The organism is Streptomyces sp. NPDC045021, assembly GCF_056432645.1.
Map to the genome: position 1 here is coordinate 420,536 of NZ_JBWKIQ010000008.1, position 26,276 is coordinate 446,811.

The window sequence follows — 26,276 nt, forward strand, 5'->3', positions numbered from 1 at the left end:
ACTCCAACGGTTCCGTCGGCCCTGAAACAGCCAGAACCGAAACCGCCGGCGCCACGTCCTCCGTGCCGCCCGGTCCACCGCTGTCACTGTGTATGCCCGCTGCTCGTGTCACTCATCGAACGTTATGGAGCGAAGTCCTCACCTGTCTTGTACGTTCTTGCGCGTTCGCGACGGTAGGCACCAGGGGGTACGCCCACGATGCGCGTGAAGTGCCGGTTCAGATGCGGTTGGTCGGTAAACCCCACCGCGAGCGCCGCCTCGGCGGGCGTGGTCCCGGTGTCGAGCATCCGGCGGGCCGCCCGCACCCGCTCGCTGGTCAGCCAGGCGTGCGGCGGCAGCCCGTAGACGCTCTTGAACGCGCGCAGCAGCGCGAACGGCTTGGTGCCGAGCTCCGCGGCCAGCTGGTCCAGCGTCGGCGGGCACGCGATCCGCTCGACGAGCAGCTCCCTGGCCCGCCCGGCGGTGAGCGCGCCGGCTGAGGGCAGCGCACCGGGCGCGATCGGGTCGGCGCCGTAACGGCGCAGCAGCCGGGCGACGGCGACGCGCAGCAGGGTGTCGGCCGCGAGCGCGTTGTCGTGTTCTGCGGCGGCGTGGATGTCCGCGATCAGCCGGGCGCAGTCGGGGTCGTCGAGGACGGTGTCGGTGAACGCCGGGGTGCCGTGCCGACCGGCCGTCGTCTCGGCGGCGACGGCCGCCACCACGTCGAGGCTCGGATACAGGACCCGGTAGCTCCAGCCGTCCTCGGTCCCCGCGTACGCGGAGTGCGGGGTCTCGGGGTTGATGAGGACGACCCCGCCGGCGCCCGCGCGCAGGTCGCCGCCGGGCATGCCGATGCCCTCGACGCCTCCGGTGACCGCCGCGATCACATATCCGTCGTGGGAGTGCCGGGAGAACGTGTGGCTGACGTACCGCGCGCGCAGCAGGTCCACGCCGGGCAGCTGCGGATGCTGCCAGTGCCGTGCCTGTTCAGGTGCCTGCTCAGGTGCCTTCTCGCGCCGTGCCATATGCCCATTCTGCCGCCGGGCCGGAAGCCCCGCGGCCGGTGCCCGCCCACGTCCCGGCCCACGTCCCGGCCCATGTCCCGGGCCGTTGTCAGTGGGGCGGGGCAGGATGGAGGACATGTCGCGACGGACCAGTCAGGGAAAGCCGGAACCGCAGGAGGATCCGGCCGCCGCCCTGGAAGCGTTCTCCCCCGCCACCCGCGCGTGGTTCAGGGGAGCCTTCAGCGCGCCCACCGCCGCCCAGGCCGGAGCCTGGCGGGCGATCGGTGAGGGTTCCGACGTCCTGGTGGTCGCGCCGACCGGCTCCGGCAAGACGCTGGCCGCCTTCCTGGCAGCCCTGGACCGGCTGGCGAGCGTCCCGCCGCCCGCCGAGACCCAGCGGCGCTGCCGGGTGCTGTATGTGTCCCCGCTCAAGGCTCTCGCGGTCGACGTGGAGCGCAACCTGCGCAGCCCGCTCACGGGGCTGCGCCAGGAGTCCGTCCGGCTCGGCCTGCCCGAGCCGGAGGTGCGGGTCGGGATCCGCTCCGGGGACACGCCCGCCGCCGAACGCCGCACCCTGGTCACGCGCCCGCCGGACATCCTGATCACCACCCCCGAATCGCTCTTCCTGATGCTCACCTCCGCCGCCCGTGAGGCGCTGCGCGGCGTGGAGACGGTGATTCTGGACGAGGTGCACGCCGTCGCGGGCACGAAGCGCGGGGCGCATCTGGCCCTGTCGCTGGAGCGGCTGGACGAGCTGCTCGACCGGCCCGCGCGGCGGATCGGGCTGTCGGCGACGGTCCGGCCGGTCGAGGAGATCGCCCGCTATCTGTCGCCGCAGCGCAAGGTGACGATCGTCCAGCCGGCGTCGCAGAAGAAGTTCGACCTGTCGGTGGTCGTGCCCGTCGAGGACCTGGGCGAGCTGGGCGGCTCCCCCGTCGCGGACCACAGCGGGCCCGCGGCGGGAGCGGATCAGCGGGCGTCGATCTGGCCGCATGTCGAGGAGCGGATCGCCGATCTGGTGCAGGCGCACCGCTCGACGATCGTGTTCGCCAACTCCCGCCGGCTCGCCGAGCGGCTGTGCAACCGACTCAACGAGATCGCCTACGAGCGGGCCACCGGCGAACCGCTGCCCGACACCTCGCCGCCCGCCGAGATCATGGCCCAGTCGGGCGCCGCGCAGGGCGCGCCGCCCCTGATGGCCCGCGCGCACCACGGGTCGGTCTCCAAGGAGCAGCGGGCGCTCGTCGAGGAGGACCTCAAGGCCGGGCGGCTGCCCGCCGTGGTCGCGACGTCCAGTCTGGAACTGGGCATCGACATGGGCGCGGTCGATCTCGTCATCCAGGTGGAGTCGCCACCGTCGGTCGCCTCGGGGCTGCAGCGCGTCGGCCGGGCAGGGCACCAGGTGGGTGCCGTCTCCACGGGGGTGGTCTTCCCCAAGTACCGCGGTGACCTGGTGCAGGCGGCGGTCGTCACCGAGCGGATGCGGACCGGCTCCATCGAGTCCCTGCGCGTGCCGACGAATCCGCTGGACGTCCTCGCGCAGCAGATCGTGGCCATGACCGCGCTCGACACCTGGGACGTGGACGAACTGCTGGCCCTGGTGCGCCGGGCGGCGCCCTTCGCGGCGCTCCCGCACTCTGCGTACACGGCGGTGCTCGACATGCTGGGCGGCCGCTATCCCTCCGACGCCTTCGCGGAGCTGCGGCCGCGCATCGTCTGGGACCGGGTGGCGAACACGGTCGCCGGGCGCCCCGGAGCGCAGCGGCTGGCCGTGACCTCCGGCGGCACCATCCCGGACCGCGGGCTGTTCGGCGTCTTCCTGGCCGGCTCCGACCCGAAGAAGGGCGGGGGCCGGGTCGGCGAGCTGGACGAGGAGATGGTCTACGAGTCGCGGGTCGGCGATGTCTTCACGCTGGGCACCACCTCGTGGCGGATCGAGGACATCACCCGCGACCGGGTGCTCGTCTCGCCCGCGCCCGGCGTCCCGGGCCGGCTGCCCTTCTGGAAGGGCGACCAGCTGGGCCGCCCGCTGGAGCTCGGCCGGGCGGTGGGCGCGTTCGTCCGCGAGGTCGGGCGGCTGGGTCCCGAGGAGGCCCGCGAACGGCTGGCCGCGGCCGGGCTCGACACCTGGGCGACGGACAACGTGCTCGCCTACCTGTCGGAGCAGCGGCAGGCCTGCGGCCACATCCCCGACGACCGGACCATCGTCGTGGAGCGCTTCCGTGACGAACTGGGCGACTGGCGGGTGGTGGTCCACTCCCCCTTCGGCGCGCAGGTGCACGCACCCTGGGCGCTGGCGCTGGGCGCCCGCCTTCTGGAGCGGTACGGGCTGGACGCCCAGGTGATGCACGCCGACGATGGCATCGTGCTGCGGCTGCCGGACGCCGACCTGATGGGTCTCGATCTACTCGACAACCACAACGCCACAGAACCGCTCCGGCAGGGCACGGAGTTCGACAACGACCAGTCGCCGGTCGGCGCCTCGGATGTCGCCTTCGACAAGGGCGAGGTCGAGCAGCTGGTCACCGACCAGGTCGGCGGCTCCGCCCTGTTCGCCTCCCGGTTCCGCGAGTGCGCGGCCCGCGCCCTGCTGCTGCCCCGCCGCTCCCCGGGCAAGCGCACCCCGCTGTGGCAGCAGCGCCAGCGCGCCGCCCAGCTCCTCCAGGTGGCCTCGGACTTCGGCTCCTTCCCGATCGTCCTCGAAGCGGTCCGCGAGTGCCTGCAGGATGTCTTCGACGTGCCCGGTCTCGTCGAGCTGATGGGTGACATCGAGGCGCGCCGGGTGCGGTTGGTCGAGGTCACCACGCCTGAGCCCTCCCCCTTCGCCCGCTCGCTCCTGTTCGGTTACGTCGCCCAGTTCCTCTACGAGGGGGACTCGCCGCTCGCCGAGCGACGCGCCGCCGCCCTCTCGCTGGACTCCCGGCTGCTGGCCGAGCTGCTGGGCCAGGCCGAGCTGCGCGAGCTGCTGGACGCCGATGTCCTGGCCGAGCTGGAGCAGGAGCTGCAGTGGCTGTCGGAGGACCGCCGGGTCAAGGACGCCGAAGGCGTCGCCGACCTGCTGCGGCTCCTCGGGCCGCTCACCGAGGCCGAGTTGGCGGCGCGCGGCGCGGAGCCGGGCTGGGCGGCCGGCCTGGAGTCCGCGCGCCGCGCGATCCGGGTCCGGATCGCCGGCGACGAGCACTGGGCGGCGGTCGAGGACGCCGGGCGGCTGCGGGACGCGCTGGGCACGGCGCTGCCCGTCGGCGTCCCGGAGGCCTTCACCGAGCCGGTCAAGGACCCGCTCGGCGATCTGCTCGCCCGGTTCGCCCGCACCCACGGCCCGTTCACCTCCGTCGAGGCCGCGCGGCGCTTCGGTCTCGGCACGGCCGTGGTCGACGGCCAGCTGCAGCGCCTCGCCGCGGGCGGCCGCGTCGTCCAGGGCGAGTTCCGGCCGGGCGGCGCGGGCCACGAATGGTGCGACGCGGCGGTGCTGCGGCGGCTGCGGCGCCGCTCGCTGGCCGCGCTGCGGCACGAGGTGGAACCGGTGCCGCCCGCCACCCTGGCCACCTTCCTCCCCCAGTGGCAGCACGTCGGCACCCACAGCCTGCGTGGTATCGACGGGCTGGTCAGGGCCGTCGAGCAGTTGCAGGGCGCCGAGGTGCCCGCCTCCGCCCTGGAGAAGCTCGTCCTGCCGTCCCGGGTCTCCGGCTACACCCCGGCGATGCTGGACGAGCTGACGGCGTCCGGTGAAGTCCTGTGGTCCGGCGCGGGGGCGCTGCCCGGCAAGGACGGCTGGGTCTCGCTCCATCTCGCCGACACCGCCCCGCTGCTGCTCAAGGAGGCCCAGCCGCTCGAACTCTCCCCGCTGCACCAAGCCGTGCTCGGCGCCCTCTCCGGTGGCTACGGCCTGTTCTTCCGGCAGATCGCCGACCAGGTGCGGGCCGCGGGCGAGGCCCCCTCCGACCCCGAGCTGGCGGACGCCGTCTGGGACCTGGCCTGGTCCGGCCGGCTCACCAACGACACCCTGGCCCCGCTGCGCGCCCTGCTCGGTTCGGGGCGCACCGCCGGGTCCACCGCGCACCGGGCACCGCGTTCGGTCCCCCGGGGGCGTTACGGCTCCCTCTCCGGGCGGGTGCCGCGGGCGACCGCGTCCCGTACCGGGCCTCCGACGACGGCGGGCCGCTGGTCGCTCGTCCCCTCCCCGGAATCGGATCCGACGCTGCGGGCGCACGCCCTGGTCCACACCCTCCTGGACCGCCATGGCGTCGTCACGCGCGGGGCGGTCGCCGCGGAAGGCGTCGAGGGCGGCTTCTCCGCCGCCTACCGGGTGCTGTCGGCCTTCGAGGAGACCGGCCAGACCCGGCGGGGTTACGTCGTCGAAGGGCTCGGCGCCGCGCAGTTCGCGATGGACGGTGCGGTGGACCGGCTCCGTGCGATCAACACCGCCCGCGACCGCGAGGAGGGCACCCGCACCGGACAGCGGGCCGTCGTCCTCGCCGCCGCCGACCCCGCCAACGCGTACGGCGCCGCCCTGCCCTGGCCGGCGCAGCCCGAGGGCGTCACCCACAAGCCCGGCCGCAAGGCGGGCGCCCTGGTGGTCCTCGTCGACGGCGAGCTCGCCCTGTACGTGGAACGCGGCGGGAAGACGCTGCTCGCCTGGCCCGATGACGAGGACCGGCTGCGGGCCGCCGCGGACACCCTCGCGCTGGCGGTCCGGGAGGGCGCGCTCGGCCGGCTCACCGTCGAGCGCACCAACGGGGAGTCGGCGCTCACGTCACCGCTGGGCCGCGCCCTGGAGACCGCCGGCTTCCACGCCACACCGCGCGGCCTGCGACTGCGGGCATGATGGGGAGGTGCCCGAAGGAGACACGGTCTGGCTGACCGCGCGCCGGCTCGACGAGGCCCTGGCGGGCCAGGCCCTCGTCCGCGCCGACCTGCGTGTCCCGCAGCTCGCCACCACCGACCTCGTGGACCGTCGCGTCACCGAGGTGGTGCCCCGCGGCAAGCACCTGATGACCCGGTTCGACGGCGGTCTGACGCTCCACTCCCATCTGCGCATGGACGGCTCCTGGCATCTGTACGCGCCGGGCGAGCGGTGGCGCGGCGGCCCGCTCCACCAGGTCCGCGCCGTGCTGGAGACGCCGGCCCGGGTGGCGGTCGGCTACCGGCTGCCGGTGCTCGACCTGCTGCCGACCGCCGAGGAGGACAGCGTCGTCGGCCATCTGGGCCCCGATCTGCTGGGTCCCGACTGGGATCCGGCCGAGGCCGTCGCGCGGCTGCGCGCCGAGGCCGCCCGACCGGTCGGCGAGGCCCTCCTCGACCAGCGGAATCTGGCGGGCGTCGGCAACGTCTACGTGTCCGAGCTCTGCTTCCTGCGCGGCATCACCCCCTGGGCGCCGGTCGGCGAGGCCGGCCCCGAGAAGCTGGTCGTGCTCGCCAAGAAGCTGCTGGAGGCGAACAAGGCCCGCCCCGGCCACATCACCACCGGGGACCTGCGGCGCGGCCGCACCCACTGGGTGTACGGCCGGGAGCACCGGCCGTGCCTGCGCTGCGGCACCGCCGTCCGCGCCGGGCAGCACGGGCCGCCGGAGCGGGCCCGCGTCGCCTACTGGTGTCCGCGCTGCCAGCGAGGTCCGCACCCGCACGCCAATTGACGGACCGTCAGATACGGTCGTACCGTCGCGTCATGCCCATGAAGGCGTACGACCTCACCGGACGCACCGCGCTGGTCACCGGCGCCGCGAGCGGGATCGGCCGCGCGTCCGCCGTTCTGCTGGCCGAAGCCGGAGCCACCGTCGTCTGCGCGGACCGCGACGGCCCCGGCGTGCGGGAGACCGCCGAACTGATCGAGAAGGCCGGCGGCGCCGCCCGCGCCCGGCAACTGGACGTCACCGACCGGGCCCAGGTGGCCGAGACCGTCGCCGAGACCGTCCGCGACCACGGCCGGCTCGACATCCTGGCGGCCATCGCGGGGATCATGCACAGCAGCACCGTCCTGGAGACGGACGACGCCGACCTCGACCGCGTGCTCGGCGTCAACTTCAAGGGCGTGCTGCACAGCGCCCAGGAGGCGGCCCGCGCCATGACCGCCCAGCGGTCCGGCAGCATCATCTCGATGGCCTCCGGCGCGATCGACACCGGCGCCCGCGGCCTGCTCTGCTACAGCGTCTCCAAAGCCGCCGTCGTGCAGCTCACCAGGACCCTGGCGACCGAACTCGGCCCGCTCGGCATCCGCGCCAACGCCATCGCCCCGGGTTTCATCCGCACCCCGATGACCTCCCACTACGGCACGGGATCCGACGGATCCTTCGACGAGGCCGCCCAGGCGCGCGCTGAGGCGTCACTGGTGCGAATGGCGCCGCTGGGGCGGGTCGGCACCCCCGAGGACGTTGCGGGGTCCGTGCTCTTCCTCGCCTCCGACGCCTCGGCCTTCACCACCGGCCAGATCCTCCGGCCGAACGGCGGGGTCGCCATGCCCTGGTAGCGGACGCGCCTGGCACGGGCGGCAGGCCGCGGTACGGCGTGCAGCGGTATCAGGCCCAGCCCCCAGCCACCCGCCAGCAGGGCGCTCTCGAGGGGCCCGGCCCGGTCGGGCTGCACGGCGAGCCGCAGCGCGGCCCACCACCACAGGACCCCCAGGCCCAGCGCGACAGCCCAGCGGACCGCCCTGCGGGACCACAGACTCCGGATGACCTGGAGCTGGAGTACGCGCATGGCCGCCTCCTTCGGAACCCCGAGGTTGCGGCGGAGCGCCCCGAGAGGCGCTCCGCACCAGGGTGCGATGCCCGGTTCCCAAGATCGCTAGCCCTCTGCCGCCATCCCCGCCAGGACGTTCACCCGATGGGAGCAGCATGCCGCCACTGCCTGCGATGACGCGGGCACTCAACGTGATGAATCGCCCATCGTAGACCGCGTCGAACCACGGGCACCAGGGCGTGCGCGGCGCCGGTGCGCACCCCGGCGCACCCGGGGCACAGGAGGCGCGTGAGGCGCCCGGGACGACCCGCAGCCGCCCACCGGCATCCCAGAGACGCCCAGGACCGCCCGCACGCGCTCTACGCCCCTCCAGCACCCGTCACGCCCGCCCCAACCCCCGCCGCTACACGTTCTCGGCCTGGAACATCCAGTGGAACTTCTCGAGGTCGGCCGTGAGCCCGATGATGATGTCCTGCGTGACCGGGTCGGCGTCCGCCGTCGTCCCGATGCGCTCGCGCATCCGCTCGATCACCGAGTCGAGTGCCGCGATGAGAATGCCCACCGCCTGGGTGTCCTTGATCCAGCCGTCGGTGACCGTGTCGATCCCGCTGGTCTTCGAGACCGTGTCGGCCCGCCCGTCCGCCGTGACGCCGATGGCGGAGGCCCGCTCCGCCACCGTGTCGGCGTGCAGCCGGGCGGTGTCGACGACCTCGTCGAGCTGCAGATGGACCGAGCGGAAGCGCGGGCCCACCACGGTCCAGTGGACCTGCTTGGAGACCAGCGCCAGATCCACGAGATCCACCAGTGCGCCCTGCAGCGCCTCACCGACGATCTTGCGCTGCTTCTCGGACAGCGGACTCTTGACGACGCTCATGCGGAATCCTCCTACTGGCGACAGGACTGACGAATAGTCCGTTTAACCCCGTTAACTCCGTATCGCCTACCCTGCCTCGTCCCGCCGCACCTGGCAAAAGCGCGGGACCCCGGTCGGCAGTGCCGACCGGGGTCCCGGTGCAAGAACTTCTGGAGTTACGGCTGCGTCAGGCCGCGACCACGTCAACGGCCTCCGCGGGCGCCTTCGGCGCCTTGATGGTGACTCGCTCGGTCGTGACGGATGTGACAGAGGTCACCGCACCCAGCAGTGGTCGCATCGGAGCCGCGGGGGTCTCGGAAGCCGCCGACTGGGCCAGCTCCGCGAGCGACAGATCGTCGCTGACCTCGCGCATGACCTCGGACATCGGGACGTCCAGCGCGTCGCAGATCGCGGAGAGCAGCTCGGAGGATGCCTCCTTCTGCCCTCGCTCCACTTCGGACAGATAGCCCAGGGACACCCGGGCGGAAGAGGAGACCTCACGCAGAGTGCGGCCCTGACGTTGGCGCTGCCGACGCAGCACGTCACCCAACAGGCGACGGAGCAGGATCATCGGTGGCTCCCTCCTCGGACCGCGAATCCGGATCCTTCTTGCCCCACCGTACCGCCTCGGGCACCGGCCGTGCGGGGAGCGATGTCGTGTTCACTCAGGGCTGCAAACATCCCTTCCCCCCGTCTTCTTCCCTATCCTTCGCCCGCACCCCTGTCGTAAGGGACCGCTCCAGCAAGGCAAGTGCGGCATCCACGCTGGCGGCACGGATCTCGGAGCGGCCGCCTTCCAGTCGCAGCGGGTTGACCGCAGAGCCTCCGGGGCCGGCCACCGCCACGTAGACGGTGCCGACCGGTTGCCCGTCCTGCGGGTCGGGTCCGGCGACCCCGGTGGTGGCCACGCCCCAGTCCGCTTCCAGTCTGCTCCGCACTCCCTCGGCCATCTCAAGGGCCACCTGAGGGTCGACCGCTCCTCGAGCGGCCAGCAGGCCGGCGTCCACGCCGAGCAGTACGTGCTTCAGTTCCGTCGCGTAGGCCGTCACCGAGCCGCGGAAGGACCGGGAGGCGCCGGGTACGGCCGTCAGCTCCGCGGCCAGCAGACCGCCGGTCAGCGACTCGGCGACCGCCAGGGTGAGCCCCCGGCCGTCGAGCAGTCGCAGCACCTCGGCAGCCGTCATCCGTTCTGGTGACTCTGCCGCCGCGAGGAGCTCCGCTGGTCGTGCTCCGGCTCCGGAGCGGGCGCGGCCCGAAGGTCGGGCTCAGGTTCAGCCTGAGGCTTCGCCTGCGAGGCCGCGCGCTCGCGCTGCGCGGCGAGGCCGGCCCGGCGCAGCACCACGGCCTGCCGGATGTAGTCGAGTCCGGTGAGGACGGTCAGCACGACGGCAGCGGCCATCGCCCAGGCCCGCAGCGTCGCCAGCGGCCCGGTCAGGGCCAGGATGTACATGCCGACCGCGATGCCCTGGGTCAGCGTCTTGAGCTTGCCGCCGCGGCTGGCCGGGATCACTCCGTGCCGGATAACCCAGAAGCGCATCAGGGTGATGCCGACCTCCCGGAAGAGGATCACTCCGGTCACCCACCACGGCAGGTCGCCCAGCGCGGACAGCCCGACGAGCGCCGCGCCCATGATCGCCTTGTCGGCGATGGGGTCGGCGATCTTGCCGAAGTCGGTGACCAGCCCGTAGCGCCGGGCCAGTTCCCCGTCGAAGAGGTCGGTGATCATCGCGATGGCGAACGCCGCCCAGGCGAACGAGCGCCAGGCGGGGTCGTGGCCGCCGTCATGGATCAACAGCATGACGAAGCCGGGAACCAGCACCAGCCGCATCATCGTGAGCAGGTTGGCGATGTTCCAGAGCCCGGCCTGGCCGACCACCGGATCGCCCATGTGGTCCGGGGTGGCCGCGGCGGGCACGGGGACTCCGGTCATCTGCCCACCTCCTCCACGACACTGCCGCCACCGGACAGGCATTCCGCGATGAGGTCGACACCCTCGGTGTCGATCACCTTCGCGGTTACCATCATGCCCGGCTTCAGGCCCTCGCAGGAGGTCAGAGTGGTCGATCCGTCCGTTTCCGGCGCCTGGTGGTCGGCGCGGCCGACCGCCTCGCCGGTCTCCTCGTCGATGGCCTCGACCAGCACCCGCACCGTGGAGCCCAGCCGCTCCTGGGCGCGCTGCGCGGTCAGCTCCTCGGCCAGCCGCGACACCCGCGCCAGACGCTGGGCGACGGTGTCCTCGTCGAGCTTGTCCTCGTAGCCGGCCGCTTCGGTGCCGTCCTCGTCCGAGTAGCCGAAGACGCCGATGGCGTCGAGGCGTGCCTCGCTGAGGAAGCGTTCCAGCTCCTCCAGGTCCGCCTCGGTCTCGCCGGGGAAGCCGACGATGAAGTTGGACCGGACACCGGCCTCCGGAGCCTTGCCGCGGATGGTGCCGAGCAGCTCCAGGAAGCTCTCGGTGCTGCCGAAGCGGCGCATCGCGCGCAGCACTCCGGGCGCCGAGTGCTGGAAGGACAGGTCGAAGTACGGCATGACCTTGTCGGTCGACGTCAGGACGTCGATCAGGCCGGGGCGCATCTCGGCGGGCTGCAGGTAGCTGACCCGGATCCGCTCGATGCCCCCGACGGCCGCCAGCTCGGGCAGCAGCGTCTCGAGCAGCCGGATGTCGCCGAGGTCCTTGCCGTACGAGGTGTTGTTCTCGCTGACCAGCATGACCTCGCTGACGCCCTGGTCGGCGAGCCAGCGCGTCTCGCCGAGGACGTCGGAGGGGCGGCGCGAGATGAACGAGCCGCGGAAGGACGGGATGGCGCAGAACGAGCAGCGGCGGTCGCAGCCGGAGGCCAGCTTCACCGAGGCGACCGGGCTGTTGTCCAGGCGGCGGCGCAGCGGCGCGCGCGGCCCCGAGGCGGGGGCGACGCCCTCGGGGAGGTCGGCCGGCGCGGGGGCCGGGGCCTCCTGCGCGTGGCCGGGCAGCGCCACCGCGGCGGCCTGCCGCTCGGCGGGGCTGATCGGCAGCAGCTTGCGGCGGTCGCGTGGAGTGTGCGAGGCGTGCACGCCACCGGACAGGATGGTCTGGAGGCGGTCGGAGATGTCCGTGTAGTCGTCGAAGCCGAGCACGGCGTCGGCCTCGGGCAGGGCCTCGGAGAGCTCCTTGCCGTACCGCTCGGCCATGCAGCCGACCGCGACGACCGCCTGGGTGCGGCCATGACCCTTGAGGTCATTGGCCTCCAGGAGGGCGTCCACGGAGTCCTTCTTGGCGGCGTCGACGAAGCCGCAGGTGTTGACCACGGCCACATCGGCGTCCGCGGCGTCATCGACCAGCTGCCAGCCGTCCGCCGCCAGACGGCCGGCGAGCTCCTCGGAATCCACCTCATTGCGGGCGCAGCCGAGCGTGACAAGGGCGACGGTACGGGGTTCGGGCATAGGCTCAGCCTACTTTGTCCCAGCCGTCCCTCTTACGTTCACCCTTACGTTCACCCAGCCTGGGGGTCTCCGGGCGTGAAGGTGAGCCGCACGACCTGGCCGTCGGTGCCCGCGGGACCGAGGTCCTTGCCGTTGACGAAGAGCTTGATAGCGCCCGCGTCGCCGATCACGAGTTTGATCTTCTTGCCGTCGGTGAAGGTCTTGGAGTCGCCCTTCTCCAGAGTGTCGGCGAAGAGCGGCTTGCCGGTGCTGTCCGTCACCTGGATCCAGCTCTTGCCGACGTCCGCGGTCAGCTTCACGGTCACCTTGCCCACCGGGGCGGCGGCGATCGCGCTGTCCGTCGGCTCGGGCTTGGGGTCGGCCGGCTTGGGACTGGGCTTGGCCGTGGTGGTGGTCACCGAGGGCTTGGCGGCGGCCGACGGCGGCTTGCCGCCGGAGCCGTTGAACGCGGTGAACCCGACGAACGCGACGACGGCGACGATCGCCGCGACCATCGCCGCGGTCCAGTTCGGGCGGCGACGGTCCGGGCGGATCCGCTCCGCCTCGTAGAGCGGCGCGACGGGCACTTGGGCGGTGGTCCCGCCGTGCTCGTCGGCGTACTGCTTGACCAGCGGTTCCGGATCGATCCCGACGGCGCGGGCGAGGTTGCGGATGTGACCGCGGGCGTAGACGTCGCCGCCGCAGCGGGAGAAGTCGTCCTGTTCGATGGCGAGCACGATGGGGGCGCGCACTCGCGTCGTGGAGCTGACCTCGTCAATGGTCAGTCCGGCGGCGAGGCGGGCCTGGGCAAGGGCACGACCGACGGAGGGCCGGTCGTCGGAGGGCGGGTTGCCGAGGGACACGAGGAAGCCTTTCAGGCTGCAGCCACCTGCTGGAGATTCAGTCTAGGGGGGGTGCGAAAGAGTGGGGCAAGCGGACAGCCGGTCTTTGTCCGCCATCAGGATTGCCGGACCGTTTCTTACGGCACCGGCGCGCATGGACCTGACAGCCCGCGCGAGCCTGACAGTCGGCCATATGTCGTCCTCCTGCATCAACTTGACGCACGAACAGGAGAAACGGTTGCCCCGCGTGCTCTTACGAGTGAGCATCACCGCGGATGACGGCCAGCACCCCATCCAGTTCGTCCGCTTTTACCATGACATCGCGCGCCTTCGAACCTTCGCTCGGCCCGACGATTCCGCGCGATTCCATCAGATCCATGAGCCTGCCCGCCTTGGCGAATCCCACACGCAGCTTTCGCTGCAGCATCGAGGTCGAGCCGAACTGGGTGGAGACCACCAGCTCCGCCGCCTGGCACAGCAGGTCCAGATCGTCCCCGATCTCCTCGTCGACCTCCCGCTTGGGCGCCGTGCCGACCGCCACGTCCGTCCGGTAGGTCGGCGTCAGCTGGTCCTTGCAGTGCTGGACGACCTTGGCGATCTCCTCCTCGGTGACGAAGGCGCCCTGCATACGTGTCGGCTTGTTCGCGCCCATGGGCAGGAAGAGCCCGTCACCCCTGCCGATCAGCTTCTCGGCGCCGTTCTGGTCCAGGATGACGCGGCTGTCGGCGAGCGAGGAGGTGGAGAAGGCCAGCCGCGACGGCACGTTCGCCTTGATCAGACCGGTGACGACGTCGACGCTGGGCCGCTGGGTGGCCAGCACCAGGTGGATCCCGGCGGCGCGGGCCAGCTGCGTGATGCGGACGATCGAGTCCTCCACATCGCGCGGCGCGACCATCATCAGGTCGGCGAGCTCGTCCACGATCACCAGCAGGTACGGGTACGGCGACAGCTCGCGCTCGCTGCCCGGCAGCGGCTGGGTCTTGCCGGAGCGCACCGCCGCGTTGAAGTCGTCGATGTGCCGGAAGCCGAAGGCCGCCAGGTCGTCGTAGCGCAGGTCCATCTCGCGGACCACCCACTGCAGCGCCTCGGCAGCCCGCTTCGGGTTGGTGATGATCGGCGTGATCAGATGCGGGATGCCCTCGTAGGCGGTCAGCTCGACGCGCTTGGGGTCGACCAGCACCATCCGGACCTCGTCCGGGGTGGCGCGGCACATGATCGAGGTGATGAGGCCGTTGATGCAGGACGACTTTCCCGAACCGGTCGCGCCGGCGACCAGGATGTGCGGCATCTTGGCGAGGTTCGCCATGACGTAGCCGCCCTCGACGTCCTTGCCGAGCGCCACCGTCATCGGGTGGTCCTCGCCGGCCGCCGCCGCGGAGCGCAGCACGTCGCCGACATTGACCATCTCGCGGTCGCTGTTGGGGATCTCGATGCCGACCGCCGACTTGCCCGGGATCGGGCTGATGATCCGGACGTCCGGGCTGGCGACGGAGTAGGCGATGTTCTTGGCCAGCGCGGTGATCCGCTCGACCTTGACCGCCGAACCGAGCTCGATCTCGTAGCGGGTGACGGTCGGGCCGCGGGTGAAGCCGGTGACCGTGGCGTCGACCTTGAACTCGGTGAAGACCTGCTGCAGCGAGGCGACCACCGCGTCGTTCGCCGCGCTGCGGGTACGGCCGGGCCCGCCGCGTTCCAGCAGGTCCAGCGAGGGCAGCGAGTACGTGATGTCGCCGGAGAGCTGCAGTTGCTCGGCGCGCGGCGGCAGCGGGTCCACCGGGTCGACGGTCTTCTTGGTCAGGTCGGGGACGCCGGAGCCGACCGACGGCTCGGCGCCGTCCTCGGCGCGGGCCGCGGGCACCCCCGAGCCGGTGCCGGTCCCCGTCGTCCCGGTCCCGGTCTTGATGCCGCTGCTGAGGCCGGCCAGCAGCGGTGACGGCTGCACGCCGTGCAACACGGCGCCGTCCAGCGCCGCGGCCGCGGCGGCCGCCACATCCACGGCGTCCATGCCGGAGGCGGCCGCGTACTCCTGCTCGCCGGGCTCGGCCCTGCGCCGCGGGCGGCGGCGCGGCCGGGGCTCGTCGGCCTGCTCCTCGTCGCCGAACTCCCCCAGGGCCGCCAGTTCCTCCATGCCCTGGTCGCGCTTGGTGAAGCGCAGCGGGGACCTGCGGCGCGGGAAGTCGTCCTCCTCCTGCTCCGGGTCCTCGTCGAACAGCTCCTCCATCGGAACGGCGTCCAGGTCCGGCGGTGCCTCGTACAGGCCGAGCTTGGTGGCAAGCAGCCGCAGCCGCTGCGGAATGGCGTTGACCGGGGTGGCCGTCACGACCAGCAGCCCGAAGACGGTGATCAGCAGCAGCAGCGGTACGGCAAGCGCGGAGCCCACCGTGTAGAGCAGCGGCGCGGCAGCCGCCCAGCCGATCAGGCCGCCCGCGTCGCGCAGCGCCTCGGCTCCCGCATCCCGGCTCGGCGAACCGCAGGCCAGGTGGACCAGGCCGAGGGCGCCGAGGATCAGGGTGGACAGGCCGATGACGATGCGCCCGTTGGCCTCCGGCTGCTCCGGGTGCCGCATCAGCCGGACCGCGACGACGCCCAGCAGTATCGGCACCAACAGATCGAGCCGGCCGAACGCGCCGGTGACGAGCATCTCCACGAGGTCGCCGACCGGGCCGCGCAGGTTGGACCAGGTACCCGCGGCGACGACCAGCGTCGCACCGAGCAGCAGCAGCGCCACGCCGTCCTTGCGGTGCGCGGGGTCGAGCCCGCGCGCTCCGCGCCCTATGCCGCGGAACACCGCGCCGATGCCGTGGGCGACGCCGAGCCACAGGGCGCGCGTCATCCGGTACACGCCACCGGTCGGCGAAGGGGCCGCTTTGGGGGCAGGCTTGGCAGCGGCCCCCTTCGCCGCACGGGGGGCCGCCGATTTCTTGGCAGGAGGTTTTTTCGCTGCGGTCTTCTTCGCCGCGGTCTTCTTGGCCGCAGGCTTCGCCGGAGCTTTCTTGGCAGTGCCGCCGGGCGTACGTGAGGCCATGGTGCCGAGATTACCTCTGAAGGACCGGCGGGACACGCGTGCGTCGGATACCCCCGTCCGTGTCGCGCGTCGGGCGGGCCAAGGGTGACGCAGCGTCAACGACGGGGGTGCCGCTCAGTCCTGCGAGGGAAACCTGACGCCGCCCTCGCCGGTGCCCGGCTCCAGCGCGTCCAACGCCCGCCGCAGACCGGTGAGCTTGCGCTCCAGATGCGCGGCGGTCGCCACCGCGGCCGCGTCCGCCGACTCGTCGAGCTGCTTCGACAGCGCCTCGGCCTGCTCCTCGACGGCGGCCAGCCGCGCGGAGAGTTCGGCGAGCAGCCCGGCGGGCTCCTTCGCCCCGTTGGTGCCCACCGAGGCACCCTGCTCCAGCTGGAGCCGCAGCAGCGCCGCCTGCTCCCGCAGCTGGCAGTTCTTCATGTAGAGCTCGACGAAGACCGACACCTTGGCGCGCAGCACCCACGGGTCGAAGGGTTTGGAGATGTAGTCGACCGCACCGGCCGCGTAGCCGCGGAAGGTGTGGTGCGGGCCGTGGTTGATCGCCGTGAGGAAGATGATCGGGATGTCACGGGTCCGCTCGCGCCGCTTGATGTGGGCGGCGGTCTCGAACCCGTCCATGCCCGGCATCTGGACATCGAGCAGGATCACCGCGAAATCATCCGTGAGCAGCGCCTTCAGCGCCTCTTCCCCGGATGCCGCCCGTACCAGCGTCTGATCCAGCGCCGAGAGGATCGCCTCCAGCGCCAGCAGATTCTCCGGCCGGTCATCGACAAGAAGGATCTTGGCCTTCTGCACCATGGCCCGCCCTCCTCGTCCCGGCACCACGCTGGTGGTCGCCCCCGGGGACGACTCCCTTGCGCCGCCCATCCTTGTGCCGGTCATGGTAGCCGCACCTGCCGTTCGCCACACCCTGTCACCGCCATGTCACTGTGCACGAAGCAGAAACGCTAGCGGAGACCAGAAGGTTCCCTGAATCCCGCCCCCTCACACCTGAATGGACACACCGCGTCAACAGTCCACCTTTCAACGGGGCGTTCCGCGGGCGTTCATCCACTGCTCCATGAGGGCCAGCAGGTGATCGGTGTCGACCGGCTTGGTGACATAGTCCGACGCACCGGACTCGATGCTCTTCTCCCGGTCGCCCTTCATCGCCTTCGCCGTCAGCGCCAGGATCGGCAGCCCGGCGAACTGCGGCATCCTGCGGATCGCCGTCGTCGTCGCATAGCCGTCCATCTCCGGCATCATGATGTCCATCAGGACGATCGCGACATCGTCGTGCTGCTCCAGGACCTCGATCCCCTCACGGCCGTTCTCCGCGTACAGCACCGTCAGCCCGTGCTGCTCCAGCACGCTGGTCAGCGCGAAGACATTGCGGATGTCGTCGTCGACGATGAGCACCTTCTCACCGTGGAAGCCGCCCGTGAAGCGCGCGTACCCCTCGGAGTGCGCCCCGTCCACCCAGGACTCCTCCGCGGGCATCGCGGTGGGCTGTCCCGGCAGCGACGTCAGCTGCTGCGGGGGCGCCGAGCGGCGGCGCAGCCGGGACAGGCTGCTGCCCGCCAGCCGGTTGCGGGCGGGCGCGTGGTGGTCGGAGTCGCTGATCACCTCGGCGCCGGGCAGCTGCGGATAGCCGTGCGGCGGCAGTTCACCGCTGCTGAGCGGCAGGTACAGAGTGAACGTCGAGCCGCGGCCGGGCTGGCTGTCGGCGTGGATCTCCCCGCCGAGCAGCCGGGCGATCTCCCGGCTGATCGACAGGCCCAGGCCGGTGCCGCCGTACTTGCGGCTGGTGGTGCCGTCGGCCTGCTTGAACGCCTCGAAGATCACCCGCATCTTGCTCGCCGCGATCCCGATCCCCGTGTCGGTGACGGAGAACGCGATGAGCGGCTGGTCCGCGTCGCGCAGCGCCCCGGACTCCAGCAGCTGCTCGCGGATCGACTGCGGGACCTCGGGACCCGCCGGCCGGATGACCAGCTCGACGGAGCCGCTGTCGGTGAACTTGACCGCGTTGGAGAGCAGGTTCCGCAGTACCTGCAGCAGCCGCTGCTCGTCCGTGTGCAGGGTGACCGGGAGTTCCGGCGAGACCCGGACGGAGAAGTCCAGGCCCTTCTCGGCCGTCAGCGGACGGAACGTCGCCTCGACGTAGTCGACGAGCTGCACCAGGGCGATACGGGTCGGGCTGACGTCCATCTTGCCCGCCTCGACCTTCGACAGGTCGAGGATGTCGTTGATGAGCTGCAGCAGGTCCGAGCCCGCGCCGTGGATCGTCTCGGAGAACTCGACCTGCTTGGACGACAGGTTCCCGTCGGCGTTGTCGGCGAGCAGCTTGGCCAGGATCAGCAGCGAGTTGAGCGGGGTGCGCAACTCGTGCGACATGTTGGCCAGGAACTCGGACTTGTACCGCATCGAGACCGCGAGCTGCTCGGCGCGCTCCTCCAGGACCTGCCGGGCCTCCTCGATCTCGGTGTTCTTCACCTCGATGTCGCGGTTCTGCCGGGCCAGCAGCTCGGCCTTCTCCTCCAGCTCCGCGTTGGACAGCTGCAGCGCCTTCTGCCGGTTCTCCAGCTCGCCGGACCGCTCCTTGAGCTGCTCGGTCAGCTCCTGGGACTGCTCGAGCAGCCCCTCGGTCTTGGTGTTGACGCTGATCGTGTTCACGCTGATCGCGATGATGTCGGTGATCTGGCTGAGGAAGTCCTTCTGGATCTGGGTGAACGGCTGGAACGCGGCCAGTTCGATCACGCCCAGGATCCGGTCCTCGAAGAGCACCGGCAGGACGATGACATGCGCCGGGGGCGCCTCACCGAGCCCCGAGACGATCTTCAGGTACCCCGGCGGCACGTTCTCGACCAGGATCGACCGCTTCTCCACCGCGGCCTGCCCGATCAGCGCCTCACCGGGCAGGAACGTGGTGGGCATGGAGCGCTTGGAGAAGCCGTACGACCCGACGAGCCGCAGCTCGTACGCGTCCTCGCCCTCCTCCCCCACACCGATCTCGGTGCCGTCGCCGATCTCCTCGGCGAGGAAGAACGCGCCGTGCTGCGCCGAGACCACCGGCGTCAGCTCGCTCATGATCAGCGCGGCCACGTCGCCCAGCTCCCGGCGGCCCTGCATCAGGCCGGAGATGCGGGCCAGGTTGCCCTTGAGCCAGTCCTGCTCCTTGTTGGCGAGCGTGGTCTCCCGCAGGCGCACGATCATCGTGTTGATGTAGTCCTGGAGCTCCAGGATCTCGCCGGCCGCGTCCACGTCGATGCGGAGATTGAGGTCACCGCGGGTCACCGCGGTGGCCACCTGCGCGATGTTGCGGACCTGGCTGGTCAGGTTGTTGGCCATCAGGTTCACCGATTCGGTGAGGTCCTTCCAGATGCCGGAGACGTCCGGCACCCGCGCCTGGCCGCCCAGCCGGCCCTCGGTACCCACCTCGCGCGCCACCCGGGTGACCTCGTCACCGAAGGCGGACAGCTGGCCGACCATCGTGTTGATGGTCGTCTTCAGCTCCAGGATCTCGCCGCGCGCGTCCACGTCGATCTTTTTGGACAGGTCGCCGCGGGCCACCGCGGTCGTCACCATGGCGATGTTGCGGACCTGACCGGTCAGGTTGGACGCCATGCCGTTCACCGATTCGGTGAGGTCCTTCCACGTACCGGCGACGCCGGGAACGCGGGCCTGGCCGCCGAGGATGCCCTCGGTGCCGACCTCGCGGGCGACGCGGGTGACCTCGTCACCGAAGGCCGACAGCGTGTCGACCATGGTGTTGATCGTTTCTGCAAGCTGTGCGACTTCCCCGCGCGCCTCGACGGTGATCTTCTTGGTGAGATCGCCGTTGGCGACCGCGGTGGCGACCGCGGCGATCGAACGCACCTGGTTGGTCAGGTTGTTGGCCATCAGGTTGACGTTGTCGGTCAGGTCCTTCCAGATGCCCGACACGTCGCGCACCCGGGCCTGCCCGCCCAACTGCCCCTCGGTACCCACCTCGCGGGCGACGCGGGTGACCTCGTCACCGAACGCCGACAGCGTGTCCACCATCGTGTTGACGGTGGTGACCAGCGCGAGGATCTCGCCCTTGGCATCGACGGTGATCTTCTTCGACAGGTCGCCACTGGCGACCGCCGTCGTGACCTCCGCGATGTTGCGGACCTGGCTCGTCAGGTTGTTGGCCATGAAGTTGACGGACTGCGTGAGGTCCTTCCACGTGCCGCTCACGCCCTTGACCTCGGCCTGGCCGCCCAGGATGCCCTCGGTGCCCACCTCGCGCGCCACCCGGGTCACCTGCTCGGCGAAGGACGACAGCTGGTCGACCATCGTGTTCAGGGTGTTCTTCAGCTCCAGGATCTCGCCCCGGGCGTCCACGTCGATCTTCTGCGACAGGTCACCGCGCGCCACCGCCGTCGCGACCTGCGCGATGTTGCGGACCTGAGCGGTCAGGTTCCCGGCCATGCCGTTCACCGAGTCGGTCAGATCGCGCCACACACCGGCAACGCCCGGCACCTGCGCCTGGCCGCCGAGGCGCCCCTCGGTACCCACGTCCCGCGCCACGCGGGTCACCTGGTCGGCGAACGAGGACAGCTGGTCGACCATCGTGTTGATGGTGTTCTTCAGCTCCAGGATCTCGCCCCGGGCATCCACGTCGATCTTCTGCGACAGGTCGCCCCGCGCCACCGCCGTCGTCACCTGGGCGATCTGCCGCACCTGGGACGTCAGGTTGCCCGCCATGAAGTTGACGGAGTCCGTCAGGTCCTTCCAGGTACCGGCGACGCCGTCCACCCGTGCCTGGCCGCCGAGCCGGCCCTCCGTACCCACGTCCCGCGCCATCCGGGTCACCTGGGCCGCGAAGGACGACAGCTGGTCGACCATGCGGTTCACGGTGTTCTTCAGCTCCAGCATCTCGCCGGAGACATCCACCGTGACCTTCTGCGACAGATCGCCGTTGGCGACCGCCGTCGTCACCTGCGCGATGTTGCGCACCTGACCCGTCAGGTTGCGGAAGGCGGTGTTCACCGAGTCGGTGAGGTCCTTCCACGTACCCGCTGCGCCCGGCACCTGCGCCTGACCGCCCAGCTCGCCCTCGACGCCGACCTCACGCGCCACCCGCGTCACTTCCGCACCGAAGGAGGACAGCTGGTCCACCATCGTGTTCACGGTGTTCTTCAGCTCCAGCATCTCGCCGGAGACATCCACCGTGACCTTCTGCGACAGGTCGCCGTTGGCGACCGCCGTCGTCACCTGCGCGATGTCCCGCACCTGCGCGGTGAGGTTGCGGAAGGCGGTGTTCACCGAGTCGGTGAGGTCCTTCCACGTGCCCGCCGCGCCCGGCACCTGCGCCTGACCGCCCAGCAGCCCCTCGGCGCCGACCTCGCCCGCCACCCGGGTCACCTCGTCGGCGAACGTCCGCAGCGTCTCGGTCATCGCGTTGATCGTCTCGGCGAGCTGCGCGACCTCGCCGCGCGCCCCGATGGTGATCTTCTGCGACAGGTCGCCGTTGGCGACCGCCGCCGTCACCTGCGCGATGTCCCGCACCTGGGCCGTCAGATTCCCGGCCATGAGGTTGACGGAGTCCGTCAGGTCCTTCCACACCCCGGCGACGTCCGGCACCTGCGCCTGACCGCCGAGCTCGCCCTCCGTACCGACCTCGCGGGCGACCCGCGTCACCTCGGAGGCGAACGACGACAGCTGGTCCACCATCGTGTTGACGGTGTTCTTCAGCTCCAGCATCTCGCCGGCCACGTGAACCGTGACCTTCCGGGACAGATCGCCCTTGGCGACCGCCGTCGTCACGAGAGCGATGTCACGCACCTGGGCGGTGAGCCGGGACGCCATCGTGTTGACGGAATCCGTCAGGTCCTTCCACGAACCGGACATACCGCGCACCTTGGCCTGGCCGCCGAGCTTGCCCTCGGTACCGACCTCGCTGGCCACCCGGGTCACCTCGTCGGTGAACGCGGACAACTGGTCCACCAGGCCGTTGACCGTCCGGCCGACCTTGAGGAACTCACCGCGCAGCGGGTGCGCGGAGCCGTCCGAGCCCTGCGACCGCAGGTCCATCCGCTGTTCCAGATCGCCCTCCGCGACCGCCGACAGCACTCTTCCGACCTCGGAGACCGGCCGGACGAGATCGTCCACCAGCGCGTTGGACGCGTCGATCGCCGCCGCCCACGAACCCTCGCAGGCCCCCGTCTCCAGGCGCTCGGTGAGTTTTCCCTCACGGCCGACCACCCGGCGCACCCGCGCCAGCTCACCCGTCAGGTGCTGATTACGGTCCGCGACCTCGTTGAAGACGGCGGAGATCTCCGCCATCAGCCCGTCTCCCGAGACCGTCAACCGCTTGCGGAAGTTACCGTCCCTCATGGACGCCAGCGCCGCCAGAAGTCTGTACAAGGCAGCCGAATCCACCTCGATGGTCCCGTTGGCGCGGGATCGCGCGTTCTTTGCACGCGAAACTGCACCGCGCGTCGATGCGCTGGACTCCACCGTGTCCCTCCCGGAGGGTCGACCAAAACTGCTCGTGAACTGCCTCTTAGACATGCCCAGTGTTTCACCATGCCTGCGCCTGGCCATAACAGTTCGGCAGCTTCGCATATGACCCGTCGCACGATCGAGGCAGAAACACCCGGAACCAGCGCACGCGCCATCAGCGGAGGTAAGTAACCTGGCATCCGGTTGCCCGCCACAGACCGGGCCTACACCTCACGGGGGCCGCCGGTGACGGCGCAGGAAATCGAGAGCGAGACCGACGACAGCGTCCTGGGGCGCACAAGGAGTTCTGTGATCACGGCGCGGGCAGCGGCCACCTTCCAGCCGGTGGGGCGATCGGTCGCCATCGCGCGCGCCTTCGTCCGCGACACTCTGCAGGGCTGGGGCTTCTCCGACATCGTCGACGACGCTGTCGTCCTGACCAGTGAACTCGTCACCAACGCCGTGGTCCACGCCGGCACCGCCGCTGACGTACAGTGCCTGCGCTACGACACAGCGGTACGAGTCGAGGTCGCCGACCGGTACCCCGAGCGCGAGGTCCCCGTCCAGGACGCCGGACTGCAGATCCGCAACCCGGACAGCGAGGGCGGCCGCGGCCTCGTCCTGTGCTCCGCCCTGGCCAGCCGCTGGGGCGTGGAGTACACGCCCGCCGCCAAGCACGTCTGGTTCCAGCTCGACCTGCCGGAGCGCTCCGCGGGCACCCGCGCCGCGAGCCCCGTGCTGCCGACCGCCGCCCTGCCGCTCACCGACGAGCGGGTCCGTGTGGCCGTGATCCAGGTCGACCGGCACGCCACCATCACCCGCTGGAACGACGACGCCACGGATCTTTTCGGCCACACCTCCGACCGGATCGTCGGAAAGCCCCTCACCGAGCTCACCGCCTGGCCGCAGACACCCGGCACCGGCATCGGCCTCGCCGAGGCCCTGCTGCTCTCCCGCTGGGAGGGCACGTACGGGATACGGGGCGCCGACGGCCGCGTCCAGCCCGTCTACGGCTCCCATCTGCGGGTCCGCGACACCTCGGGCGAGCCCTCCACCGTCTGCCTGCTGGTCCGCGCCGACGAGCGGGCCGTCCTGCAGAGCCCCGCACGCGGCCCCGTCACCTCCGACGCCGCCTCCGGCGACCGCGGAAAGGCCGCAGACGCCTTCGAGGTGTTCATCGGCTCCCCGGCGCCCGACGACCTCGACGGGCTCCTGCAGCGCACCGTGGAGCGCGCCCGCGACATGCTCGACGGCGACGCCGCGTACCTGCTGCTCGCCACCGACGACGAAACGGAGCTGGAGGTACGCGCCTCCACCGGCCTGCCCTCCGCCCGCCAGCGGTTCGCCCGTGTCCCCGTCGAGGCCGGCACCGGCCGCTACGGCAGCGCCAGGATGCCCGCCGTCCACGAGGACCTCAACGCCGTCCCCGGCGCCGTCCCGCTGCTCGCCGGCACCGGCATGCGCTCCATCGTCACCGTGCCGCTGAAGGTCGAAGGCCGTCTCACCGGCTCCCTCGGCGTCGCCGCCGAGGCACCGGGCCGCTACTCCAACGAGGAAGCGCTGCGGCTGCAGTTCGCCGCCGACCGCATCGCACTGGCCGTCGAGAGCGCCCGCCTCACCGAGCTGGAACGGCTGCGCCGCGGCTCGCTGTCCTTCCTCGTCGAAGCCTCCGACCTGCTCGCGGGCACCCTGGAACGCGACCAGACGCTCGCCCTCATGGCCCAGATGACCGTTCCCACCCTGGCCAGTTGGTGCGCCGTCTACACCATCGCCGAACAGTCGGAACCCGAACTCGCCTTCGTGCTGCACGAGGACGAGGACCGGATCGACGGCATCAAGGCCCTGCTCGCGAAGCTCAACCCGCCCGCCCCGGAGCCGACCCCCGGCGCGCGCCTGTGGACCGCGCCCTCCGACGCCGCCCACTCCACCGCGCTGCGCGCCTCTTTGCGGAGCCTCGGCCTCGGCGAGGCGGGCCGCCCGGCGACCGGACCGGGCACCGCGCTGGCGACCGCCGCCGCGGTCGGCGGCGAGACCGTGGTCCTGCCGCTCGTCGCGCGCAACCGCGTCATCGGCATGCTCACCCTCGGCAAACCCGCCGACGAACGCTTCCGCCAAGAGATCCTCGAACTCGCCGAGGACCTCTCCCGACGCGCCGCCCTCGCCCTGGACAACGCCCGCCTGTACAGCGAGCGCACGGCCATCAGCCAGGCCCTCCAGCGCAGCCTGCTGCCGCCGGGGCTGCCTCCCATCCCCGGTGTCGAGGTCGAGGTCATCTACCGGGCGGCCGGCGAGGGCAACGAGGTCGGCGGCGACTTCTACGACCTGTTCCCGATCCGCGACGGCTGCTGGGGCTTCGCCATCGGCGACGTCTGCGGCACCGGCCCCGAGGCCGCGGCCGTCACCGGCCTGGCCCGGCACGCGATCCGGCTGCTCGCCCGCGAGGGCTTCGGCGGCCCGGCCGTCCTGGAGCGGCTCAACGCCGCCATCCTCGACGAGGGCGCCCGCAGCCGCTTCCTGACCCTGCTCTACGGGGAGTTGTGGCCGCAGCCCGACGGCAGCGCCGTCCTGAAGGTCGTCTGCGCCGGGCACCCGCTGCCTCTGCGGCTGCGCCCGGACGGCACCGTCGAACCCGCCGCCGACCCGCAGCCCCTGCTCGGCGTCCTGGAGGACCTGGAGCTCGTCGAACAGACCATCACCCTGGACCCGGGCGATGTCATGCTCTGCGTCACCGACGGCGTGACCGAACGCCGCGAGGGCACCCGCATGCTGGGTGACGACGGCCTCGCCGACGTTCTCGCCACCTGCACCGGCCTCACCGCCGGCGCGGTCGCCGCCCGTATCCAGCGCGCAGTGGAACGCTTCGCCTCCGATGCGCCCTCCGACGACATGGCCATTCTCGCGATGCGCGTCCCCGCGCTGCCCGACAACTGACGGCACGGCAGAAGCCGGAAGCTGTCCGGACGGCAGTGCCCGGACAGCAGAAAGACCCCCCGCCCAAAGGCGAGGGGTCTTTCTCTACTGGGGCCCCCATGCGGAATCGAACCGCAGACCTTCTCCTTACCATGGAGACGCTCTACCGACTGAGCTATAGGGGCTCGGTGTCGACATGGAAAATCTTAACCCATGATTGGCCGTGCTCGGTAACCCGCCCCGACCTGCCGTCGCATCGGATCAGAGCAGGCCGCCCAGGGCGTTGCAGGCATCCGCGATATGCGTCAACTCCCGCTGGGTGAGCCCCGAGTGCACCGGCAGCGACAGCGCCTGCGCCGCAGCGCGTTCGGTCTCCGGCAGCACCTCGCGGGACCGGTGCGCCGCGAGCCGGTGCACGGGCGTGGGGACGCTCACGGTGGCCCGTACACCGCGCCGCGACAGCGCCCTGGCGAAGGCGTCCCGGTCCGGCCGACCGTTGCCGGGGATCCGCACGGTGTAGTGGTGGTAGACATGGTGCGCCCCCGGCTCGACGTACGGCACGATGACGCCGGTCAGCGCCGAGTCCAGGAAGCGGGCATGGGCGCGCCGCCGGGCGATCTCCCCCGCGTCCCCCGCCGGCTCCTCCTCCTCGACCAGCGCGATCCCCTGTCGCGCCGCGAGCTCGCCCAACTCCCGCATCGGCGCCGGGTGGCCGAACAGGTGCACCGCTATGACGGCCGACGTCCGGGGGGTCAGCACGGCCTCCACGGAGGCGGGGTCGAGGCAGTACGTCCTCGGGTCGATATCGGCGAACACCGGTGTCGCGCCCACCATCACCACGGCCGCCGCGGAGGACTCCGGCGCGAAGGACGGCACGATCACCTCGTCGCCGACTCCGATACCCAGACCTTGCAGGGGTTGCCTGTCCATCATCAGCTGACGCACGTCCCTACCTCCACATGTCGAGGTGCCAAGGTTCCCGCCGACACATGAACATGGGGTGACAGACAACAAAAAAGCCCCAACCCCCGAGCCGAAGCTCGGGGGTTGGGGCTCAATGATTGTTCGGCGGCGTCCTACTCTCCCACAGGGTCCCCCCTGCAGTACCATCGGCGCTGAAAGGCTTAGCTTCCGGGTTCGGAATGTAA

Annotated in this window: 15 protein-coding genes, 1 tRNA gene and 1 rRNA gene; 4 read left to right on the forward strand and 13 right to left on the reverse strand. The window is 71.3% G+C overall.

The window, feature by feature from the left end; all coding sequences use genetic code 11:
* Positions 1–122: 122 nt before the first annotated feature.
* Entirely contained in the window at positions 123–1,004 is an 882-nt protein-coding gene (locus AC07DC_RS25345) for an AraC family transcriptional regulator (protein WP_478916758.1), read from the reverse strand.
* Between the two features lie 115 nt (positions 1,005–1,119).
* Here AC07DC_RS25345 and AC07DC_RS25350 point away from each other — a divergent pair, with 115 nt between their 5' ends.
* From AC07DC_RS25350 to AC07DC_RS25360, 3 genes are read left to right on the forward strand one after another with little or no spacing between them, the layout of a single operon-like run.
* Entirely contained in the window at positions 1,120–5,808 is a 4,689-nt protein-coding gene (locus tag AC07DC_RS25350; RefSeq protein ID WP_478916759.1) for an Lhr family ATP-dependent helicase, read from the forward strand.
* A gap of 7 nt (positions 5,809–5,815) precedes the next feature.
* Positions 5,816–6,616, forward strand: a complete 801-nt coding sequence (locus tag AC07DC_RS25355; RefSeq protein WP_478916760.1) for a DNA-formamidopyrimidine glycosylase family protein — start codon at positions 5,816–5,818, stop codon at positions 6,614–6,616.
* Positions 6,617–6,648: 32 nt separating this feature from the next.
* The gene (locus AC07DC_RS25360; RefSeq protein WP_478916761.1) at positions 6,649–7,446 is read left to right on the forward strand and encodes an SDR family NAD(P)-dependent oxidoreductase; all 798 of its coding nucleotides are present in this window, start codon (positions 6,649–6,651) and stop codon (positions 7,444–7,446) included.
* A 615-nt stretch (positions 7,447–8,061) separates the two neighbouring features.
* Here the strand turns inward: AC07DC_RS25360 and AC07DC_RS25365 are convergent.
* From AC07DC_RS25365 to AC07DC_RS25405, 9 genes are all read right to left on the reverse strand, one after another.
* A complete protein-coding gene (locus AC07DC_RS25365; protein ID WP_478916762.1) occupies positions 8,062–8,532 on the reverse strand; it encodes a Dps family protein in 471 nt (156 codons plus the stop codon).
* Positions 8,533–8,698: 166 nt separating this feature from the next.
* Positions 8,699–9,082 (reverse strand): helix-turn-helix domain-containing protein, encoded by a 384-nt coding sequence (locus tag AC07DC_RS25370; protein WP_138358948.1) that lies wholly within the window; start codon positions 9,080–9,082, stop codon positions 8,699–8,701.
* Positions 9,083–9,176: 94 nt separating this feature from the next.
* Entirely contained in the window at positions 9,177–9,695 is a 519-nt protein-coding gene (locus AC07DC_RS25375) for a CinA family protein (RefSeq protein WP_478916763.1), read from the reverse strand.
* Positions 9,692–10,441: a CDP-diacylglycerol--glycerol-3-phosphate 3-phosphatidyltransferase gene (pgsA, locus tag AC07DC_RS25380; RefSeq protein ID WP_478916764.1), complete on the reverse strand. Its 750-nt coding sequence runs from the start codon at positions 10,439–10,441 to the stop codon at positions 9,692–9,694. The genes AC07DC_RS25375 and pgsA overlap by 4 nt, the downstream gene beginning before the upstream one ends.
* Positions 10,438–11,928: a 30S ribosomal protein S12 methylthiotransferase RimO gene (gene rimO / locus AC07DC_RS25385; RefSeq protein ID WP_478916765.1), complete on the reverse strand. Its 1,491-nt coding sequence runs from the start codon at positions 11,926–11,928 to the stop codon at positions 10,438–10,440. The genes pgsA and rimO overlap by 4 nt, the downstream gene beginning before the upstream one ends.
* Before the next feature lie 50 nt (positions 11,929–11,978).
* On the reverse strand, positions 11,979–12,770 hold the full coding sequence (locus tag AC07DC_RS25390; RefSeq protein WP_478916766.1) for a helix-turn-helix domain-containing protein: 792 nt from the start codon (positions 12,768–12,770) through the stop codon (positions 11,979–11,981).
* 232 nt (positions 12,771–13,002) lie between these two features.
* Positions 13,003–15,774 carry an FtsK/SpoIIIE family DNA translocase gene (locus AC07DC_RS25395; RefSeq protein WP_478916767.1) on the reverse strand — a complete coding sequence of 924 codons (2,772 nt, stop codon included), beginning with the start codon at positions 15,772–15,774 and terminating at the stop codon, positions 13,003–13,005.
* 114 nt (positions 15,775–15,888) lie between these two features.
* Positions 15,889–16,569 (reverse strand): response regulator, encoded by a 681-nt coding sequence (locus tag AC07DC_RS25400; RefSeq protein ID WP_478916768.1) that lies wholly within the window; start codon positions 16,567–16,569, stop codon positions 15,889–15,891.
* Between the two features lie 225 nt (positions 16,570–16,794).
* Entirely contained in the window at positions 16,795–22,233 is a 5,439-nt protein-coding gene (locus AC07DC_RS25405; RefSeq protein WP_478916769.1) for a HAMP domain-containing protein, read from the reverse strand.
* A gap of 294 nt (positions 22,234–22,527) precedes the next feature.
* On the opposite strand from AC07DC_RS25405, the gene AC07DC_RS25410 reads away from it, so the two are divergent.
* Positions 22,528–25,149 (forward strand): SpoIIE family protein phosphatase, encoded by a 2,622-nt coding sequence (locus tag AC07DC_RS25410; protein WP_478916792.1) that lies wholly within the window; start codon positions 22,528–22,530, stop codon positions 25,147–25,149.
* An 88-nt stretch (positions 25,150–25,237) separates the two neighbouring features.
* Here AC07DC_RS25410 and AC07DC_RS25415 read toward each other — a convergent pair.
* From AC07DC_RS25415 to rrf, 3 genes are all read right to left on the reverse strand, one after another.
* Positions 25,238–25,313: transfer RNA gene (locus tag AC07DC_RS25415), tRNA-Thr, on the reverse strand.
* Between the two features lie 76 nt (positions 25,314–25,389).
* Positions 25,390–26,073: a DegT/DnrJ/EryC1/StrS family aminotransferase gene (locus tag AC07DC_RS25420; protein ID WP_478916770.1), complete on the reverse strand. Its 684-nt coding sequence runs from the start codon at positions 26,071–26,073 to the stop codon at positions 25,390–25,392.
* Positions 26,074–26,191: 118 nt separating this feature from the next.
* Positions 26,192–26,276, reverse strand: a 5S ribosomal RNA gene (gene rrf, locus AC07DC_RS25425); the annotation flags it as partial.

Bases quoted from the DNA above. Each gene is read 5' to 3' on its own strand.
- AC07DC_RS25345 (WP_478916758.1), bottom strand. From the start codon at position 1,004: ATGGCACGGCGCGAGAAGGCACCTGAGCAGGCACCTGAACAGGCACGG.
- AC07DC_RS25350 (WP_478916759.1), top strand. From the start codon at position 1,120: ATGTCGCGACGGACCAGTCAGGGAAAGCCGGAACCGCAGGAGGATCCG.
- AC07DC_RS25360 (WP_478916761.1), top strand. From the start codon at position 6,649: ATGCCCATGAAGGCGTACGACCTCACCGGACGCACCGCGCTGGTCACC.
- AC07DC_RS25365 (WP_478916762.1), bottom strand. From the start codon at position 8,532: ATGAGCGTCGTCAAGAGTCCGCTGTCCGAGAAGCAGCGCAAGATCGTC.
- AC07DC_RS25370 (WP_138358948.1), bottom strand. From the start codon at position 9,082: ATGATCCTGCTCCGTCGCCTGTTGGGTGACGTGCTGCGTCGGCAGCGC.
- AC07DC_RS25375 (WP_478916763.1), bottom strand. From the start codon at position 9,695: ATGACGGCTGCCGAGGTGCTGCGACTGCTCGACGGCCGGGGGCTCACC.
- pgsA (WP_478916764.1), bottom strand. From the start codon at position 10,441: ATGACCGGAGTCCCCGTGCCCGCCGCGGCCACCCCGGACCACATGGGC.
- rimO (WP_478916765.1), bottom strand. From the start codon at position 11,928: ATGCCCGAACCCCGTACCGTCGCCCTTGTCACGCTCGGCTGCGCCCGC.
- AC07DC_RS25395 (WP_478916767.1), bottom strand. From the start codon at position 15,774: ATGGCCTCACGTACGCCCGGCGGCACTGCCAAGAAAGCTCCGGCGAAG.
- AC07DC_RS25400 (WP_478916768.1), bottom strand. From the start codon at position 16,569: ATGGTGCAGAAGGCCAAGATCCTTCTTGTCGATGACCGGCCGGAGAAT.